The 17,698-nt window shown below is 62.1% G+C and carries 15 protein-coding genes; 9 read left to right on the forward strand and 6 right to left on the reverse strand.

The window, feature by feature from the left end; translation table 11 throughout:
- Positions 1–97 precede the first annotated feature (97 nt).
- Positions 98–1,171, forward strand: coding sequence for an agmatinase (gene speB, locus EWR20_RS08735; protein ID WP_371811896.1), 1,074 nt, complete (start codon positions 98–100; stop codon positions 1,169–1,171).
- A 136-nt stretch (positions 1,172–1,307) separates the two neighbouring features.
- Positions 1,308–2,579 carry an aminotransferase-like domain-containing protein gene (locus EWR20_RS08740; protein ID WP_238147681.1) on the forward strand — a complete coding sequence of 424 codons (1,272 nt, stop codon included), beginning with the start codon at positions 1,308–1,310 and terminating at the stop codon, positions 2,577–2,579.
- Positions 2,580–2,641: 62 nt separating this feature from the next.
- On the opposite strand, the gene EWR20_RS08745 is transcribed toward EWR20_RS08740, so the two are convergent.
- The 3 genes from EWR20_RS08745 to EWR20_RS08755 all read right to left on the reverse strand — a co-directional run bounded on the left by EWR20_RS08745 (position 2,642) and on the right by EWR20_RS08755 (position 5,881).
- Positions 2,642–3,514, reverse strand: a complete 873-nt coding sequence (locus EWR20_RS08745; protein ID WP_129360288.1) for a sulfurtransferase — start codon at positions 3,512–3,514, stop codon at positions 2,642–2,644.
- Positions 3,515–3,590: 76 nt separating this feature from the next.
- The gene (locus tag EWR20_RS08750; RefSeq protein ID WP_129360289.1) at positions 3,591–4,199 is read right to left on the reverse strand and encodes a transglycosylase SLT domain-containing protein; all 609 of its coding nucleotides are present in this window, start codon (positions 4,197–4,199) and stop codon (positions 3,591–3,593) included.
- A gap of 86 nt (positions 4,200–4,285) precedes the next feature.
- Complete coding sequence (locus EWR20_RS08755; protein ID WP_129360290.1) at positions 4,286–5,881, reverse strand: succinic semialdehyde dehydrogenase; 1,596 nt, start codon at positions 5,879–5,881, stop codon at positions 4,286–4,288.
- A gap of 66 nt (positions 5,882–5,947) precedes the next feature.
- Between EWR20_RS08755 and EWR20_RS08760 the strand changes: the two genes are divergently transcribed.
- From EWR20_RS08760 to EWR20_RS08780, 5 genes are all read left to right on the forward strand, one after another.
- Positions 5,948–7,159 (forward strand): alanine racemase, encoded by a 1,212-nt coding sequence (locus tag EWR20_RS08760; protein WP_129360291.1) that lies wholly within the window; start codon positions 5,948–5,950, stop codon positions 7,157–7,159.
- The gene (locus tag EWR20_RS08765; RefSeq protein WP_193553888.1) at positions 7,159–8,487 is read left to right on the forward strand and encodes a D-arabinono-1,4-lactone oxidase; all 1,329 of its coding nucleotides are present in this window, start codon (positions 7,159–7,161) and stop codon (positions 8,485–8,487) included. The genes EWR20_RS08760 and EWR20_RS08765 overlap by 1 nt, the downstream gene beginning before the upstream one ends.
- 101 nt (positions 8,488–8,588) lie before the next feature.
- Positions 8,589–9,089: a DUF456 domain-containing protein gene (locus EWR20_RS08770; RefSeq protein ID WP_129360292.1), complete on the forward strand. Its 501-nt coding sequence runs from the start codon at positions 8,589–8,591 to the stop codon at positions 9,087–9,089.
- Between the two features lie 19 nt (positions 9,090–9,108).
- Positions 9,109–9,597 (forward strand): hypothetical protein, encoded by a 489-nt coding sequence (locus EWR20_RS08775; RefSeq protein ID WP_129360293.1) that lies wholly within the window; start codon positions 9,109–9,111, stop codon positions 9,595–9,597.
- Between the two features lie 129 nt (positions 9,598–9,726).
- Entirely contained in the window at positions 9,727–11,016 is a 1,290-nt protein-coding gene (locus tag EWR20_RS08780) for a glycosyltransferase family 87 protein (protein ID WP_129360294.1), read from the forward strand.
- A 107-nt stretch (positions 11,017–11,123) separates the two neighbouring features.
- On the opposite strand, the gene EWR20_RS08785 is transcribed toward EWR20_RS08780, so the two are convergent.
- Genes EWR20_RS08785 through EWR20_RS08795 form a run of 3 tightly spaced genes read right to left on the reverse strand, consistent with a single transcriptional unit; the run spans position 11,124 to position 14,838 of the window.
- Positions 11,124–11,885, reverse strand: a complete 762-nt coding sequence (locus tag EWR20_RS08785) for a LamB/YcsF family protein (RefSeq protein WP_129360295.1) — start codon at positions 11,883–11,885, stop codon at positions 11,124–11,126.
- Positions 11,882–12,856, reverse strand: coding sequence for a ribokinase (locus EWR20_RS08790; RefSeq protein ID WP_165001004.1), 975 nt, complete (start codon positions 12,854–12,856; stop codon positions 11,882–11,884). Before EWR20_RS08790 ends, EWR20_RS08785 begins: the two co-directional genes overlap by 4 nt.
- Positions 12,820–14,838 (reverse strand): M13 family metallopeptidase, encoded by a 2,019-nt coding sequence (locus EWR20_RS08795; RefSeq protein ID WP_129360297.1) that lies wholly within the window; start codon positions 14,836–14,838, stop codon positions 12,820–12,822. The genes EWR20_RS08790 and EWR20_RS08795 overlap by 37 nt, the downstream gene beginning before the upstream one ends.
- 164 nt (positions 14,839–15,002) lie before the next feature.
- Between EWR20_RS08795 and EWR20_RS08800 the strand changes: the two genes are divergently transcribed.
- Both EWR20_RS08800 and EWR20_RS08805 read left to right on the forward strand, forming a co-directional pair.
- Entirely contained in the window at positions 15,003–16,409 is a 1,407-nt protein-coding gene (locus EWR20_RS08800; protein WP_129360298.1) for an FAD-dependent oxidoreductase, read from the forward strand.
- A 104-nt stretch (positions 16,410–16,513) separates the two neighbouring features.
- Positions 16,514–17,539, forward strand: a complete 1,026-nt coding sequence (locus EWR20_RS08805; RefSeq protein WP_129360299.1) for a universal stress protein — start codon at positions 16,514–16,516, stop codon at positions 17,537–17,539.
- Positions 17,540–17,698 lie beyond the last annotated feature (159 nt).

Genomic DNA, 17,698 nt, shown 5'->3' on the forward strand with positions numbered 1-17,698 from the left:
TTGCGGGCGGGGCGTGACGAGTATGTCCCAGTGCATAAAAGCAACTTTTGTTGCACAATGGGAAACAAGCCCAGTACGACTTCCCGGGAGGACACACGTGAGCAGCAAAAACGATCCCAAGATTCAGCCGAGTTTCTCGGCGGACCCCGAGCGCATTATCGAAACCGATGCGAACGGTCGCGAGTACGTGGGTCCCGTCAACGCCGCCCAGGTCCCGCGCTGGGCCGGTAACGGAACCTTCGCTCGGTTGCCCCGATTGGACGAGGTGAACAAGGCGGACGTCGTCGTCGCCGGCATGCCGTGGGACACCGGGGTCTCGTACCGCCCGGGTGCGCGTTTCGGTTCGAATCACGTTCGCGAGTCCTCCCGTCTCTTGCGTCCCTTCAACCCTGCGCAGAACGTTTCCCCGTTCAAGAACACCCAGGTCGCTGACGCGGGTGACATCATCGGCAATCCCTTCAACATCGAGGAAGCCCTTGAGGCGATGGACGCGGGCGCTCACGAGCTGACCAAGGACGGTACCAAGCTCGTTACGATCGGCGGTGACCACACCATTGCGCTGCCCAACCTGCGGAACATGCACCGACAGCATGGGCCGGTAGCTCTGCTGCACTTTGACGCGCATTTGGATACGTGGGATACCTACTTCGGTGCCGAATACACCCACGGAACCCCATTCCGCCGTGCTTTCGAGGAAAATCTCATCGATACGGATGCGCTCTGCCACGTAGGCACCCGGGGTCCGCTGTACGGAACGGAGGATCTCGACGACGACGCCCGCTTCGGTTTCGGCATTGTCTCATCCGCCGATATCTACCGCCTCGGCGTCGACAGGGTCGTCGAGTTGCTCCGAAAGCGCGTGGGTGACCGTCCGTTGTATATTTCCCTGGACATCGACGTGCTGGACCCGGCTCATGCTCCGGGGACCGGGACCCCGGAAGCCGGTGGCGCGACGAGCCGCGAGATCCTCGAGATCGTCCGTGGCCTGCGCGGACTGGACGTGGTCGGCGCCGAGGTCGTGGAAGTGGCCCCTGCTTACGATCACGCGGAACTGACCGGTATAGCCGCGGCACATATTGTGTACGAATTCATCAGCCTGATGGCCCTGGGCAAGAACGCGTCGGCAGATGGCCCCGCATACGGCGAGGCCAAGAACACGTACGGGGCATAGGCAGGAGCCGTACCCGGCACGGACGCCGGGTGCGGCCCCACACGGGTCCCGGGCGTGCCCCTCAGCCGTGGTGTCCGCACGCGACGACCCCACCAGACCAGGTCCTCGACCTCCACTCGAATCAAAGGAGACTTAAGTGGTCAGCATTCAGGAACTCATGTCCGGAGCAACCGGCGCGGACGCGCGTCTCATGCAAGGTTTTGCCTCGAGGGCTGCGGGCTTCCGTCCCTCGCCCGTGCGTGACGTCTTCGAGGTCTCGATGCGTCCGGGCATCATCTCTTTGGCCGGTGGCAACCCGGACCTCGAACTCCTTCCATTGGACCGTTTGGGTGAGATGGCTTCCAAGATCATCTCCGAGGAGGGCCTCGAGGTCCTGCAGTACGGCTCGGGCGCCGGTTTGGAAGAACTGGCAGAGCTCGTGTGTGAGTTCATGGAGTCGGAAGGCTCCCACCCCAAGCTGGACGAGATCCAGATGACCGCGGGCTCACAGATGGGGCTCGACCTCGTGACCAAGCTGTTCACGGACCCGGGCGACGTCATTCTGGCGGAAGGGCCCACCTATACTGGCGCCCTCGGGGTATTCGAAGGCTACGAGGTCGAGGTCCAGCAGGTAGAGATGGACGATCAGGGTCTGGACCCGGCAGAGGTCGAGGAGAAGATCACACGCCTCAAGTCCGAGGGAAAAAAGGTCAAATTCCTCTACACGATCCCCAATTACCAGAACCCCACCGGTGTGACGCTCGCTGACGAGCGCCGTGCAGAACTCGTCCGTGTGTGCCGTGAGAACGACGTCCTGGTGGTTGAGGACAACCCCTATGGTCAGCTCGGATTCGACGGGGAGCGTCATCGGTCCCTGCATTCGTACGATCCCGAAGCCGTCATCTACCTCGGTAGTTTCTCGAAGGTTTTCTCACCGGGGGTGCGCGTCGGCTGGATGGTTGCGCCGCCGCGGGTCCGCAAGTTCCTGCAGATCGCGGGTGAGGCCGTAACCATTTGTCCGTCGGTCCTCTCCCAACGGCTGGTTCTCGGGTTCATGAGCGAAGGGATGTGGGAGCCTCACACCCGCAGGACCTCCAAGCTGTACAAGGAGCGGTGCGAATCCGTTCTGGAGGCGTGCGAGAAGTTCATGCCCGAGGGCACGCAGTGGACGACTCCGGAGGGTGGGTTCTTCACCTGGCTGACCCTGCCCGAGGGCGGGGCCGGAAATGCTGAGCTAGCACTTCCCCGGGCCATCGATGCGGGCGTGGTGTTCGTGCCGGGCACCGCGTTCTACGACGACGCCGCCGCGCACCGCGCAGGCAATCCGCCTGCCGAGCCCTCCGGGGCACGCAATGTGCGCCTCGCGTTCTCATCGGTGGCCCCGGAACGTCTCGCGGAGGGGGTCCAGCGCCTGGCGGGCGTCCTCTAGGGGCCCAGCGCTCCGGTGGCACAAAGAACTCCCCACTCCTGGCACGGAAGTGGGGAATTCTTCTATGAGCCGGAAATATCGCCCGGCTCGGGATGGAGGGCCGAATACTGGGACCAGGATCCCGGGTAGAGGCGCCCGTGGAGGCCTGCGGCTTCCAGAGCCACGAGGTTATGACATGCCGTCACGCCGGACCCGCAGTACACGATGGGTTCGGTATCGCCGTCCACGCCTGCCTCTCCGAAGCGTTTCCGCAGATCGACGGCCGCCAAAAAGTGTCCGTCCGTTCCGATGTTCTCCGCGTGGAAAACATTGAGTGCGCCGGGAATGTGGCCTGCCCATGGATCCATCGGCTCGACCTCGCCCCGGTACCGTTCTGGGGCACGCGAGTCCAGAAGCGGGAGTCCGTCAGAAGCGGCAGTTTCGGCGTCGTGCATCGTCGCGAGCCATTCCGGGTTCACCGGCGTGCGTCGGAAGCTTCCCGCGGGTGCCGGAATTTCGTCGCCTGCCCCGGTTTCGAGGGCGTCCGCGCCATGCTGACGGGTCCAGGCCTGGATCCCGCCGTCGAGAAGGGTCGCGGTGTGCCCCGTGGCGCGCAATAACCACACGAGTCGGGAAGCAGAGCCTCCCGAGGCATCGTCGTAGGCGATGACGACGGTATTCTCGGCTATGCCCGCGGCTTCCATGCCGGCCGCGAAAGTCTCGGGATCCGGGAGCGGATGTCGGCCGGATTCGGCCGTTGCCGGCGCAGCAAGGACCGTGTCAAGATCGACGAAAGTCGCCTCGGGCAGATGGCCCGAGGCAAAGGCGGCAGAACCTGAGCGCCCATCCAAGTACCAACGCACATCGGCCACGCGGACCTCCAGGTCGGAGCCGAGGAGCAGCTGGTCGGCGTCCTCGACCGATGTGACCCAAGGAATATGTGAAGACGTAGGCATAGTGCCAATCTAGTCCAAGGAAGCCAGCCTCGGGGAGAATGCTCCGGACCGCGGCTCGAATTCTGAACCCCGTGGACTAATTGCAAGTCTTCGAGTACTTGCCTTCGGAAAGCTTCATGATCTTGTGGACGTAATTCTTGGTTTCGGAGATGTCGGGGACACCGTGCGCCTTCTTCATGGCGTTGGGGCCGGCGTTGTAGCCGGCCAAAGCGTACCGTGCGACGTCTTCTTCGGAATTGGCGTATTCGTCGGCCTGCTTGTGGAGGTACTTCATGTACCGGCCCTGGGCCGCGATCGCATCCTTTTCATTCATGGGGTCCCCGTCCCCCCAGACGTCCCAGGTGTCCTGGGTGAATTGCGCGATTCCCATGGCACCGGCTTTCGAATGAGCGTCAGGGTTCCACCCCGATTCGGCCTCGATCTGAGCCGCGAGAATCTTGACGGGAAATCCCGATTCCTCCGAGGCCTTCTGCATGTCTTCTGACAGATGATCCGGTATGGCCGATGAATTCAGAATCGTGCACTCCGACTTTCCGTAGTCACTCAGGATCAGACCGACCGAACCCACCACGAGCAGTAGCAGGGCGGTCAGGACCTGCCAGTGGCGCACGAGCGTCCGTGAGATCTTATTGGCCTGACCGTCGTGGGGTTTTCCGGCGGGAGAGCGCTTTTTCGAATTAGCCATCGGGCCAAGCTTACAGAGTGCGTTTGGCCTGGTCGCTCCGGGATGTCAGAGATCACGAAGGAACGCGTTGGTGCTGCTTTCGGCAGCTACTTCAGCCGCAGTGCCTTCATCGCCCCGAGGGCCTGGCTCATGACCTTTTGGAACCTCTCGCCGTCCAATGGACCGAAGGGAGCAATGGGCATGAGTGCCTGGTGGGCAACGGTTCGAGTTCGGGTGAATTCGACAATTCCTTCCGGCCCGTGCCGATGCCCCAGACCGGATGCCTTCAGACCGCCGGACGGCGCCGCAATCGATCCCCACGCGGCGGCGAAGGCTTCGTTGACGTTGACCATTCCGGCTTCGACGTCGGAGGCGACCGCCAGTCCATGGGATTTGTCGCCCGAGTACACGCTCGCATTGAGGCCGTAGGGAGTCTCGTTGGCACGGGCAATCGCTTCGTCCTCGGAGTCGACTCGGTAGACCGCGACGACCGGACCAAAGGTTTCTTCATGCGTGAGTCGGGCCGAGGGTGGTACATCGGTGAGAATCGTCGGTTCGAAGAAACAACGACCGAGGTCCGGCCGTGCCGAGCCTCCTGCAAGAATCTTCGCGCCGACCTGTGTGGCCTGTTTCACGGAGCGTTGCACCCTGGCGAGGTGCTCCTCGGAGATCAGGCTGCCGACGTCGTGGTGGTGGTCGAATGAGAAACCCAGTCGCAGCGCCCCAGTGGCGTTCCGGAAACGTGTGCAGAATTCGTTGTAGAGCTCGTCCGCGACATAAATGCGCTCGATCGACAGGCACAACTGGCCCGTCGAGGAGAAGCACCCTCGCACGGCCCCGTCCACCGCTGCATCGAGGGAAGCGTCCGAACAGATGATCATGGGGTTCTTGCCGCCGAGCTCGAGCGCGGTCGGTTTGAGCATTGCGCCCGTTTTCTGGGCGATACCGCGACCGGCGGCGGTGGATCCGGTGAAAGACACCGCATCCACCATGTCCAGGAGGGCGTCGCCGATCTCATCCACGGGACCCGGGACAAGCTGCCACGCCTCGGCCGGGAGACCGGCCGAGATCGCGAGCCGGCGCATCAGGATGGCCGAGAGCGCGGTCTTGGAATCGGGTTTGTGGATCACCACATTGCCCGCGGCCAATGCCGAGAGCAGATCCGTTCCTCCCAAGGAGACCGGGTAATTCCACGGGGTGATGAACCCGACCGCTCCCAGAGGGAGGCGCTGGACGGTGGTGTTCGTCAGCCCGGGAAGGGCGCCACGGCGGTGTTCGTGACGAAGGACTTTCGGGGCCGTGCGTCCCACGAAACGACACACGTTGTATGCGTCCATGACCTCGTCGAACGCATGGATCCGGGATTTGCCGGTTTCGGCCTGGATCGTGTCCAGAATGAGTTCTTCGTGGCGCCGGATTTCACCGTGCAAGCGGAGCAGGACGGCAGCGCGTTCGGACGCGGGCCGTTCGGCCCACCCCGGTTGCGCGGCCCGAGCCCTATCGACGGCACGGAACACATCCTCAGCGCCTGCGCCGTGAAAAGAGAACAGCCTCTCTCCGAGCGCAGGGGCCGTGGCCTGGAGGCGGGGTCCGGTTCCTGCGACATCATCGCTCAGGTTCTCCGTGAGGAACTCGGCGAGTCGCGGGGGCAGGCCCACGGTATTGGGCCGGGTGGAGGAGAGATCGGCACTGACTGTACTCATGAGTCCAGTTTGGCAGATTTTGACGTATGGTGTGAGGCAAAGCACCTCGTCAAGCAAGGATTTTCTATGGTTTCCCTCTCCATCCGGCAGGCCCTCCACGGCATGGACGGACCGGTCGGAGCGATCGATCGAGATGCTCTGGACACCAACATTGCGGCCTTGCGCAAGAGGGCTGCGGGACTTCCCATCCGTGTCGCCTCCAAATCTCTGCGTGTCCCTGGGGCAATGTCCTACGTTCTGGCCCAGCCGGGATTTCACGGCATCATGGCTTTCTCCCTGGATGAGGCCCTGTCGCTGGTCGAGGAGGGATTCGGCGACATACTCGTGGCTTATCCCACGACCAACCGATCTGCTCTGCGGCAGCTGGGTGAGAGCCGAACCGGGAGGGAAAACATCACGCTCACGGTCGACTCTGCGGAACACCTCGATTACATCGAGTACCAACTCCGCCAAGGTGAGACGGAGGCCTCCGCATCGCCCCTCCCGCCAGTTCGGGTCTGTCTCGATGTCGACGCGTCGTTGCGGATTTGGGAGAAAGTTTTGGCCGACCGTTTGCATCTGGGGGCCCGCAGATCACCGGTCCGCACGCCGGAACAGGCGATCGACGTCGTCCGGCAGATTGCCCGTCGGCCTCGATTCGCCTTGGTGGGTGTCCTGTCATATGAGGGCCAAATCGCTGGACGGGGGAATGCGGGGAAGGGCCTTGGTGCCATTCTGACGCGGCGCATGCAGGGAACCTCGGCGGCCGAACTCAAGGAACGCAGGGCTCAGGTCCTCGCCGCGATCAGAGAAGAACGGGACCTGGAATTCGTCAACGGAGGCGGCACAGGATCGCTCGAGAGCAGCTCGAGCGAGGGAACTCTGACGGAGGTCGCCGCGGGTTCGGGGCTGCTCTCGCCCGGCTTGTTCGACGGTTACCAACAATTTCATCATCGCCCCGCGGCCTTCATCGCAACGCCGGTCGTGCGGCGTCCGGCGCCGGGCTGGGTCACGGTCTTCGAAGGCGGATGGATTGCCTCGGGCCCGAGCGGAACCGACCGTCTTCCCACGATCGATTGGCCTGCAGAACTGAAGTATTCGCTGGCCGAAGGACCAGGAGAAGTCCAGACGCCGCTTCGCGGACCGGGCGCCGAGACTCTGGCGCTGGGCGACCTGGTGTATTTCCGGCATGCCAAAGCCGGTGAACTTGCCGAGCACCTGGCCGAGTATGTGGTCGTCGCGGACGGTCGGGTTGTCGACACTTGGGCCACTTATCGAGGAAAGGGGTGGAATTTCTGATGCACACGGTGAGCAATTGGTCGGGCATCGAATCCGCGCAACCGCAGCACTTGTGGAAGCCTCGGACGCAGGGGCAAGCAGTCGGTGTCGTACGCCAAGCCGCAGACAACGGGGAAAGGATCCGAGTGGTCGGAGCCGCCCACTCCTTCACACCAATCGCCCTCGGCGACGAACACCTCGTGAATCTGGACGAGATGACCGGGCTCGTCCGGGTCGATCTGCCCCGGCGTCGCGCACGATTCCTTGCCGGAACACGCCTGCGAGACATTCCTCGGCTTCTTGAACCATACGGCTTGGCCCTGACCAATCAGGGAGACGTCAACCCCCAGTCGATTGCGGGAGCGATCTCGACGGGAACTCACGGTACTGGCCTGGGCTTCACCGGTTTCGGCGGGACCGTGACCGGGCTGAGCCTCGTGACGCCGGACGGCTCGGTTATGAGCCTGTCCGCATCGGAGAATCCCGAAATTTTCGATCTGGCGCGGATATCGGTTGGGGTGCTGGGCATGATCCTGGAAGTCGAGCTGGAATGCGTGGAGGCCTTCGACCTCGTTGCGCAGGAAACCGGGGAACATCTCGAGGACTTGTTGGCCAGCTTGGAGGATCGTGCGCGGTCTCATGATCACCTCGAATTCTTTTGGTTCCCTCATACCGACAAGGCGGTCGCCAAAACAAACACCCGTGTTCCCCGAGGCGCTGCATCACCACCGGACCTCGCGCACATCGGGCCGCGAACCCGTTGGCTGCAGATGCTCAGCGAAGAAATCGTGGACAATGGCGCGCTCAGCCTGATGTGCGAGGTCGGTACCGCTTTCCCCCGGGCTGTTCCGGCTATGGCCCATGCGGCAGCGTGGGCGACGTCGAACCGCTCCTACCGTGCCCCGGCCCACGAAGTCTTCGTCTCGCCGCGGAGGGTTCGGTTCAACGAGACGGAATACGCGGTTCCGTTGGAAGAAGGTCCCGAGGCCATCAGGGAAGTCAAGCGATTCATCGAGCGCAACGATCTGAAGGTCTCGTTTCCCGTCGAAGGCCGTGTGGCTGCGGCCGACGACGTGCCTCTCTCGACCGCATTCGGCCGTGAAACGATGTACATCGCCGTGCACCAGTACTTTAAAGAGGACCCGACGAGGTATTTGGGCGGGGTCGAAAAGATCATGCGCGCCCATGGCGGCCGGCCCCACTGGGGAAAGAGGCACTCGCTGGGTTGCGAGGAGCTTTCGCGGTTGTATCCGCGCTTCGAGGACTTCCGGCGGCTGCGCGAACGGTTGGACCCGGATGCCGTTTTCGGAAATGCGCACACCGACAAACTCTTCGGCGTGACCAGGTAGAAACGCACACGCTGGCGCGAAGCGCCTTTCGGCGTTGGCAAAAACTCGTCCGGGTTCTCTGCCAAGCCATGTCATGGCTGGTGAGACGTAGGATTGAAGGTATGACAGCCGTAATCGTCGCGACCGTTGTCGCCGCCCTGCTGATCGTCGTCGGGATCCTGGGAATTATCTTTCCGGTACTGCCCGGTTCGGTTCTCGTCCTGGCGGCGACTTTGGTCTGGTCCCTGACGGTCCGTGCGCCCGAAGGCTGGTGGGTTCTGGGCCTTGGGGGAGGGTTGGCTCTCGTCGGGCTCTGCGCGAGCCTTGTGCTCACGGGCCGGACCATGAAACGCAGAAGCATCCCGAACCGCTCACTGCTTTACGGAGTCATAGGCGCGGTCGTCGGAATGTTCGTATTGCCGGTTTTGGGGCTGGTCATCGGTTTTGCGGTGGGCCTTTTCGCTTCCGAGGTATACCGCCAGAAGGACCTCGGCGCGGCCTTCTCCTCATCCGTTGCGGCGCTGAAAGCCGCCGGAATCGGCATGCTGATCGAGCTCGTCTGTGCCTTGATTGCTGGCACTGTGTTCGTGATCGCGGGACTCACATACTTCATCACGGCGTGAGGCCGGTAGACTGGCGGCCATGAAATCTCTGCCTGCTTCCCTGGCTCTGGCCGCCGCCGCGATCATTCAAGCGATGGGTCTCTACAAGTGGCATCCGGATTCCATGGCGGTGGCCGGACAGGTTTTCTTCCCTGTTCTCTTCGGTCTCATGTCCGTCTACCTGGCGTGGCGCAACAAGGGCTCGGAGCGTTTCTTCCTGGCGCACACGATCGTCATGGTTCTGGGCATTCTGGCCCTCGTGGCCACACTCATCGGTGTTGTGGGAACCGTGTTCGCGCTGTACCCCTCGTACATCGTGTATTACGTGTGCCTACTGGTGATCGTGATCGAAACGGCATTGCGGATCGCGGCGATGCCGAAAAAGAAGAAGGCCGAGCCGGACAGCGAGAACGGCGAGGTGCGCAAGCCCAAACGTCGCCGCAAAGTCGCGGGCGCCGGTCCGACCAATTTGGTGGCCAAGCCCAAGAACCAGTCCTCGCCGGAGGACTCGGAAAAACCGCAGGGCTAGTATCGGGGCCCAGCGCGGTGCGAGGGCAGATGCACGATGTGGCTTGCGCTGGCCCCACGGCGGGCAGGCCGATTCTGTTCTCCGTCCACAACCGCAGCTTCAGGGCTGATCGCTAGGTAAACTGAACCAATGACTTCCTCTTCCGTTGAGCGCAGCGCGCCCTCCAAACCCTGGCAGGCGGCCGCCTGGATCGTCGTTGTCGTCGTTCTCGGCGGACAGATTCTCTACGCACTGACACAAGGCGGCTTGGACTTTACGGTCTACCGTGCGGGTGCCGCGACGATCTTCGGCAACGACGGAATCAACAAGGACCTCTACGAGCTTCACCTCGTGCCGCTCACGGAAACCTCGTTCCTGCCGTTCACGTATCCTCCGTTCGCGGCCTTGTTGTTTCTGCCATTTGCGTTCCTGCCGGTCAAAGTCGGAACGGCGATTATGGTCCTGTTCTCGATCGCCGTCGCATGGTGGTTCGCCGCGATCATTTACGATTACGTCAACCACCGCGGGTACAAGATTCCGCTGCAGGACAAGCTGGGGCGCACGACGACGATCGCGCTTCTGGCCGCGCTCATCTGCCTTTCCGGGCCGTGGCGACGTGGGCTCGGACTCGTGCAGATCAACCCGCTGATCATGCTTTTGATTCTCGCGGATCTGCTGCGCCCGGCCACCAAGGTTCCGCGAGGTCTGCTGATCGGTATCGCCGCGGGCATCAAGCTGACCCCACTGGCCTTCGGGCTGGTCCTCCTGATGCGCAAGGATATCAAGGGCTTGGTAACCCTGGCCGCGTCGTTTGCGGGCACCATCCTGGTCGGCGTGATCTTTCTGCCCCACCAGGCAGCGGAATTCTGGTTCCATGCCATTTCCGATCCGTCCAGGGTCGGGAACATCAACTACCTGGACAACATCTCGATCCAGGGATGGCTGATGCACATTGGCCTGACGGGTTCATTGCTGAAAATCGTGATGTACGTGCTGATCGTTGCGCTCATTGTGGGCGTAGCGGCCGTGATTCCCTCGTTGGACAAACGGGGGATGAAACTGTCGATCGTCTCGCTCAATGCCTTCGTGATGCTCTCGATCTCCCCCATTTCCTGGTCACATCACAACACGTGGTTCCCGCTGATCATCGCCGCAATTTGTGTGGACGCTCTCCCGTGGCTCTTCTCGCGTCGTGGACCGGAGCGCACCGTTGCCTTGGTTCTCGCCTGGGTCGCCGGAATCGGCCTGTACATCTCGCCGATGTGGATCGGAATCGCGTTGTACGGGTCCTCGCAGTATTTGGACGACATCACCACGATCCCGTTGGTCATCTCCGCGATACCCATCATGTGCCTCTTCGTGTTCTTTGCGATGTGGATTGTCGAGGCTTGGCGCCACCGAGATGTTGACGATTCCAGGGTCAGGCCCGAGCTCTCCTGAGTATCTTGTGCTGGGGGCGATGACTCTTCGCCACGAATGCCACAAGCGCACCGGTTGTCGAACTACTCCGGTGCGCTTTTGTCGTTCGAGTGAGTGCTTCCACCGAGTTATGCTGCGGCGAAACTTTCTACCGCGATTCCGGCGTCGTCGAGACTTTGGCGGATGGTTCTCGCGATCTCCACAGCTCCCGGTGTATCCCCGTGCACGCACACGCTCTGGGCATTGACCTCGATCTCTGAACCGTCGACCGCAGTGACCAGTCCGTCCTTGACCATGCGCACGACGCGGGAAGCGATCTCGTCGGCATCGTGGAGGACCGCGCCTTGTTCCCTGCGAGACACGAGGGAACCGTCCGAGTTGTAGCCGCGGTCTGCGAAGACCTCTGGAACCGCGCGCAACCCGGCTGCCTCCGCGGCCATTGCGATCTTGGAATTCGGCAGAACCAAGATCGGCAGATCGGTGCTGACCGATGCGATACCTTCCGCCACAGCGCGGGCTTGGGCTTCATCGCGGGCAATGTGATTGTAGAGCGCCCCGTGGGGTTTGACGTAAGCAACCTGCGTACCCGAGGCCACCGCGATGGCCTGGAGCGCGCCGATCTGGTAGATCACCGAGTTCACCAGCTCATTGTGGCCCATGTCCATGACTCTCCGGCCGAATCCTTGCAGATCGGGGTAAGAAACGTGAGCCCCCACAGCGGCACCGGCTTCCGCCGCCGCACGGCACGTCGTCCGTGCGACGACGGGGTCTCCGGCGTGGAATCCGCATGCGACGTTGAGCGAGGAGACGATCCGCGCCATCGTGGCGTCGTCGCCCATGGTCCAGGAGCCGAAGGACTCGCCCGAGTCCGAATTGAGATCAACCTTCATTGTTCCTCCAAAGAGAATTCTGAGTAGGATGACGACGCCCCTGCCTTCTCGACGACCTTGGCGGCCTCGCGGGAGGCGATGGTCGCGCACGCCGCCAGAGTTTCCAGCGGCAGGGTTCCTGCGCCGTCGTCGGAACACACCCGATGTGCCAAGGCAGCTGCGAAGACCCCCGCATAAGCGTCTCCCGCACCGGTCGTATCCACCACATCTTCTGTGGGGAAAGCCTGGATACGTGTGGGCCGAGGATCCTCGCGGGTGGCAACGACAGAGCCCTGCTCGCCCAATGTCACGACCACATTCGGCGCGAGTTCGGTCAACCGTTGGGCGACCGACTCGACAGTCGCCGAGCCCAATTCGCTCAACACTGCGGCGGCTTCGGACTCATTGACCATCAACACGTCGGTCGCGGCGAGGCACTCGGTCGAGACTTTCACGGCCGGAGCGAGGTTCAGGACCAGACGCGCTTCGAGGGGCGCGACCGCTCGCGCCAACTCCTCGAGGGCTTCGGCCGGAATTTCGCCCTGCGCCATGACGACCGCGGCATCGTCGAAACTGCAATCGCGCCCCCGCCGAATCAGCTCGGGGGAGACCGACCGGTTCGCCGCTGGGACGATCGAGATCATGTTCTCCCCGAGCGCGTCCACGGTGATGTGCGCCGAGCCCGAGTCCCCGGGCACCTCGACGACCCATTCGGTCCGGACCCCTCGGTCGCGGAGGACCGAGACGAGCTGTTTTCCGACCTCGTCAGTTCCAACGCACCCGAGGAAGGAGGTCGGGACTCCGGTTAGCGCGGAGGCAACCGCTTGATTAGCTCCTTTACCGCCCAGACCGTACGTTACGGAATGGCCCACGACCGTTTCCCCGGGGGCCGGAAACTTCTCAACGGTCACGGTGACGTCGCGGCTCACCGACCCGACGACGAACACCTCCGGCTTCACCAGATCCTCACCCTCTCCTCGGGGTCGAGCCACATCTCGTCCTCGGGCCGAACGCCGAAGGCCTCGTGGAACTCGTCGACATTGCGAACCGTGCCATTGCACCGGAATTCCGAGGGGGAATGCGGGTCGATCGACAGAAGCATCTTGGCTGTCTGGGGGCGCGCCTTGGACCGCCAAATCTGCGCGAAGGCCAGAATCAGGCGCTGAACAGCGCTGACGCCGTCGACCTCGGGCGCGTCCTCGAGCGTGGTGCCTTGCTTCTCGAGCGCCTTGCGGTACGCCTTAATCGCAATCGTCAACCCACCCAGGTCGCCGATATTCTCTCCCAGAGTCAGTTCACCGTTGACGCGGTCCTCGGCCGGGTCCAGCCCCTCCGGGGTGTATTGCGCATACTGGCTGACCAACGAATTCGTGCGGTTCTCGAATTCTTCGAGATCCTTCTCGGTCCACCAGTCGTTGAGGTTGCCATCACCGTCGTACTTGGCACCCTGATCGTCGAAGCCATGCCCGATCTCGTGCCCGATGACGGCCCCGATGCCGCCGTAATTTGCGGCGTCATCGGCATCCATCGAGAAGAACGGCGGCTGCAGGATCGCAGCGGGGAACACGATTTCGTTCATCACCGGATTGAAATACGCGTTCACGGTCTGGGGAGTCATGTGCCACTCATGACGGTTGATGGGCTGACCCAGCTTTCCGAGCTCGTAGTCGTGTTCGAAACGATTGCCCGAGCGGACGTTCTCCACGAGGTTCTGACTGATCTGCAATGAGGAGTAGTCACGCCATTCGTCCGGGTACCCGATCTTCGGGGTGAATTTAGAGAGCTTCTCCAATGCTCGTTCACGGGTGGCCGGCGTCATCCAGTCCAACGAGGAAATGGAATCACGGTAGGCCTCGATCAGGTTCCCGACGAGTTCCTGCATCCGCTGCTTGTGCTCGGGCGGGAAGTGGCGGGCGACGTATTCCTTGCCGACTTCCTCGCCCAGAAGAGATTCCACGAGCCCGACTCCGCGCTTCCAACGATCGCGCATTTCCTCTGTTCCCATGAGGCGCTTGGAGTAGAACTCGAAATTCTCCTGCACCGCCTCGTCGTGAAGGAATGCGGCGCGGGAGTGAATGATGTGCCAAGCAGTCCAGAGTTTCCAGCGGGACATCGGCTCCGTCTTCCACATGGCTGCGAAGGACTTGAGGAAGGAAGGCTGCGCGACGACGACGCGTGCGAAACTCTCCTCGGAGCCCCCGAGGGCTTCGACCCACCGACCCCAAGGGAAGCCCGGGAATTTATCCTTGAGCCCAGCCAGGGTGTAGGGATTGTAGGTTTTGTGCGCATCGCGGCACATGACCTTGTCCCAGTGATGCGAGGCGAGCTGCGTTTCCAGATCGAAGACTTGCCGTGCCGCCGAATCGGGGGTCTCGCCGAGGCGTTCGGCCGCTCCCGTAATCTCGAACATTCGGGAAATGTGTTCGCGGTATGCCTCGCGGATCTCGGCGTACTTGGCCTCGCGGTAGTATTCCTCGTCCGGAAGGCCGAGACCGGACTGTGCCACATAGGGGACGTATTCCGTCGCGTTCTTGGCGTCGTTGTTGATGTACAGGCCGACCGGGCTGCCGACGCCGCTGGCATCGAGGGCAGCGAGCACTATGACCAGGCCGTCCTTGTCCTGAACCGCGTCCAGGAGGGAGAAATCCTTTTCCAGGGGCTGATTGCCGGCGTCGTTGATCGCGTCCACGTCCATGAAGGAGTTGTACAACGCACCGACTTTGGACTCGGGATCGGCTTCGCCGGCCGAGACGATGATGTCTCGGATCTGTTCTTCGGAGCGGTCGCGCAGTGCGTAGAATGCGCCGTCGATTCCCCGGTCAGCGGGGATTCGGTGCTGGTCGATCCACGCTCCGTTGGCGTAACGATAGAGGTCATTGCGTGGATCCACCGAGGTATTCATGCCTGAGGTGTCGAGGTCATGATCCTCCGAACGGGGTGATCCTTCGGGCTGTGCAGATGAGCTTGGGGTCATGACTCAACTCTACCGATCTGCCTATGACGTCCGCTGAAGAATTACTAAGGGCACCCTGATTCGTATGAGGTCATCTCGTTAGACTGATAGCTAGTGCCTCAGTGCTGCCCCTCCTCACGAGGGCCCGGAACCGAGTCCGGGATCAGTTACGAAAGGAAGTCTCTGTGTCTGAAAACCCCGCCCGTCCGCTGCGCGTCGCCGTGATCGGATCGGGTCCCGCGGGCGTGTACGCCTCGGACCTGCTGACCAAGTCCGATGCCGTCGCCGACGGCGAGGTGGATGTCAGCATCGATATTTTCGATCGCTACCCCGCGCCGTTCGGTCTGATTCGCTATGGCGTTGCTCCCGACCATCCCCGCATCAAGGGCATCATCACCTCGCTGCACAAGATCATGGAGAACCCCAAGCTGCGATTCTTCGGCAATGTGGAGTACGGAACGGACATCACGCTCGCTGAGCTTCGCGAACATTACGACGCGGTCATTTTCGCGACGGGAGCTTACTTCGACGCGTCGCTGCATATCCCCGGAGTCGAACTGGACGGTTCCTACGGTGCTGCCGAATTCGTGGCCTGGTACGACGGCCACCCCGACGTCTCCCGTGAATGGCCTCTCGAGGCGAAGGAAATCGCGGTCCTGGGCAACGGCAACGTCGCGCTCGACGTCGCCCGTGTGCTGTCCAAGCACGCCGAAGACCTGCTGGTCACCGAGATCCCAAACAACGTCTACGAGGGTCTCAAGCAGTCCCCGGTCACCGACGTCCACATTTTCGGTCGCCGCGGACCGGCTCAGATGAAGTTCACGCCGCTCGAACTCCGCGAGCTGGCCAAATCCCGCGATGTCGACATCGTGCTTCACGACGAGGACTTCCAATTCGACGAGGCCTCCGAAGCGGCTATCGAGTCGAATAACCAGATCAAGGCCTTGATCAAGACCCTCAACAAATGGCGCGAGGAGCAGAAAGATAATCCGGGAACCGCTTCCCGTCGACTCCACCTGCACTTCATGCAGTCCCCGGCCGAGATCGTGGGGGATGAGAATGGCAAGGTCCGCGCCATTCGTATGGAACGCAATGAACTCGACGGCGCGGGCGGAATTCGCCCGACGGGAGAAACCGAGGAATATCCCGTTCAAGCGGTGTACCGCGCAATTGGCTACCACGGTTCTCAGTTGCCCGAGGTCGGCTACGACGGCCTGCGGGGTGTCATTCCCAATGAGGAAGGACGCGTCCTCGACGAAACCGAGACGCCCATCCCGGGGCTCTACGCGACCGGGTGGATCAAGCGCGGTCCCGTGGGCCTGATCGGCTCGACCAAGTCGGATGCGTTGGAGACCATCACCCACTTGCTCGAGGACCGAGAATTCACGGCGACCAAGGCCGATGCCGAGAATGTTCTCGAATTCCTCGAATCGAAGGGCATCAAATACACGACGTGGGAAGGGTGGCATGCCCTGGACGAGCACGAGCAGTCCTTGGGGCAAGCCGTGACCGACGCCGAGGGCAACCCGCGCAAGCGCGTCAAGGTCGTTCCGCGTGAAGACATGGTCGAAATTTCCCGAAAAGGCCAGTAGGGGCTCTCATGTGGCGCCCCGGAAGTGAATTTCCGGGGCGCACCAGGGCATATACGTGATTTACGTCCTAGAATGGGTACAGGAACTACCCAAGGAGGGACGCCATGTCAGAGACCAATGGCTTGCATTCCAACAGCACGTTCGGGGCCCGCGCGGTGGCTGAGGGCTCCGGAGGCCAGAATCTGGGAGATATCCACGGCGAGGTCATCGTCGGAATTGATGGTTCCGATCAAAGTTACGGGGCCCTGATCTGGGCAGTTTCCGAGGCCAAGAGGCGCAAGGTTCCGGTTCGCCTGGTCACTGCCTATTCCTTGCCGGTCTTCACCGGCACGGGATTCGACTCGGGATATTCCGTCATCGACGACAAAGCGCTGGAAGACGGCGTAACCCAAATTCTCGACGAGGCTCATCGTCGCGTCGAGGACGACGACGTCGATTTGCGAGCCACGGTGGAGACCGGCGATGCTTCGGGCATCTTGCTGGAACTTTCCAAGCGTGCGGAGCTGATTGTCGTCGGGTCTCGGTCGGCCAAGGGGTTCCTCGGCAGGCTTCTCGGCACCGTCTCGACGGCGTTGCCGGCCAAGTCTCACTGCCCCGTCGTGGTCGTTCCATTGAATTGGGCAAAGAGGCACGCGGAGGATGCGACGATTCTTCAGCCGAGCCACGGCGTCGCCGTCGGTTCGGACGGTTCGGATCAGGCTCGTATCGCGATTCTGAAGGCCGCCGAGCAGGCCGAGCGCATGGGTGTGGGTCTCAAGCTCGTCAACGCGCTCGCGCCGTTCACCGGTGCGGTGAACTGGGTTCCCGCTGCCGTTGACTTCGAGGCCATGTACCGCGAGGTCGAGGAGCTTCAGAACCAGGCCAAGGATTGGATCAGTGGCTTTTTCCCGAAGCTCGACGTCACCGCGGAACTCATCGATGGTTCCCCAGTGCGCGTGCTGATCGAAGCCGGCGAGGAAGCCGACATGATTGTGGTCGGTACTCGGGGACGTGGCGGGTTGACCGGAATGATCCTGGGCTCGACGTCGCAAGGCGTGCTGCACAGTTCGGACAATCCCGTGATGATCGTCCCGGAGCTCAAGGACGAGCGCATCGACTCCGCTCCGGAACCGGGTGTGGTCTGGGGCTGATTCGTTCTGTTTCGCATAAGGCGGGCGGAGTCGGCCGTGGAGGCAGAAGCGTTCAGGGCCGACTCTCCGCCTTATTTGTGATTCGCGACTCTTTCGGGATTCTCGATTTGTGCTTTGGCTCCAAACGCGATTATGCTTATGGAGGTCCAAGCGAGGAAT

Source organism: Rothia uropygioeca (assembly GCF_004136585.1).
Lineage (GTDB): Bacteria > Actinomycetota > Actinomycetes > Actinomycetales > Micrococcaceae > Rothia.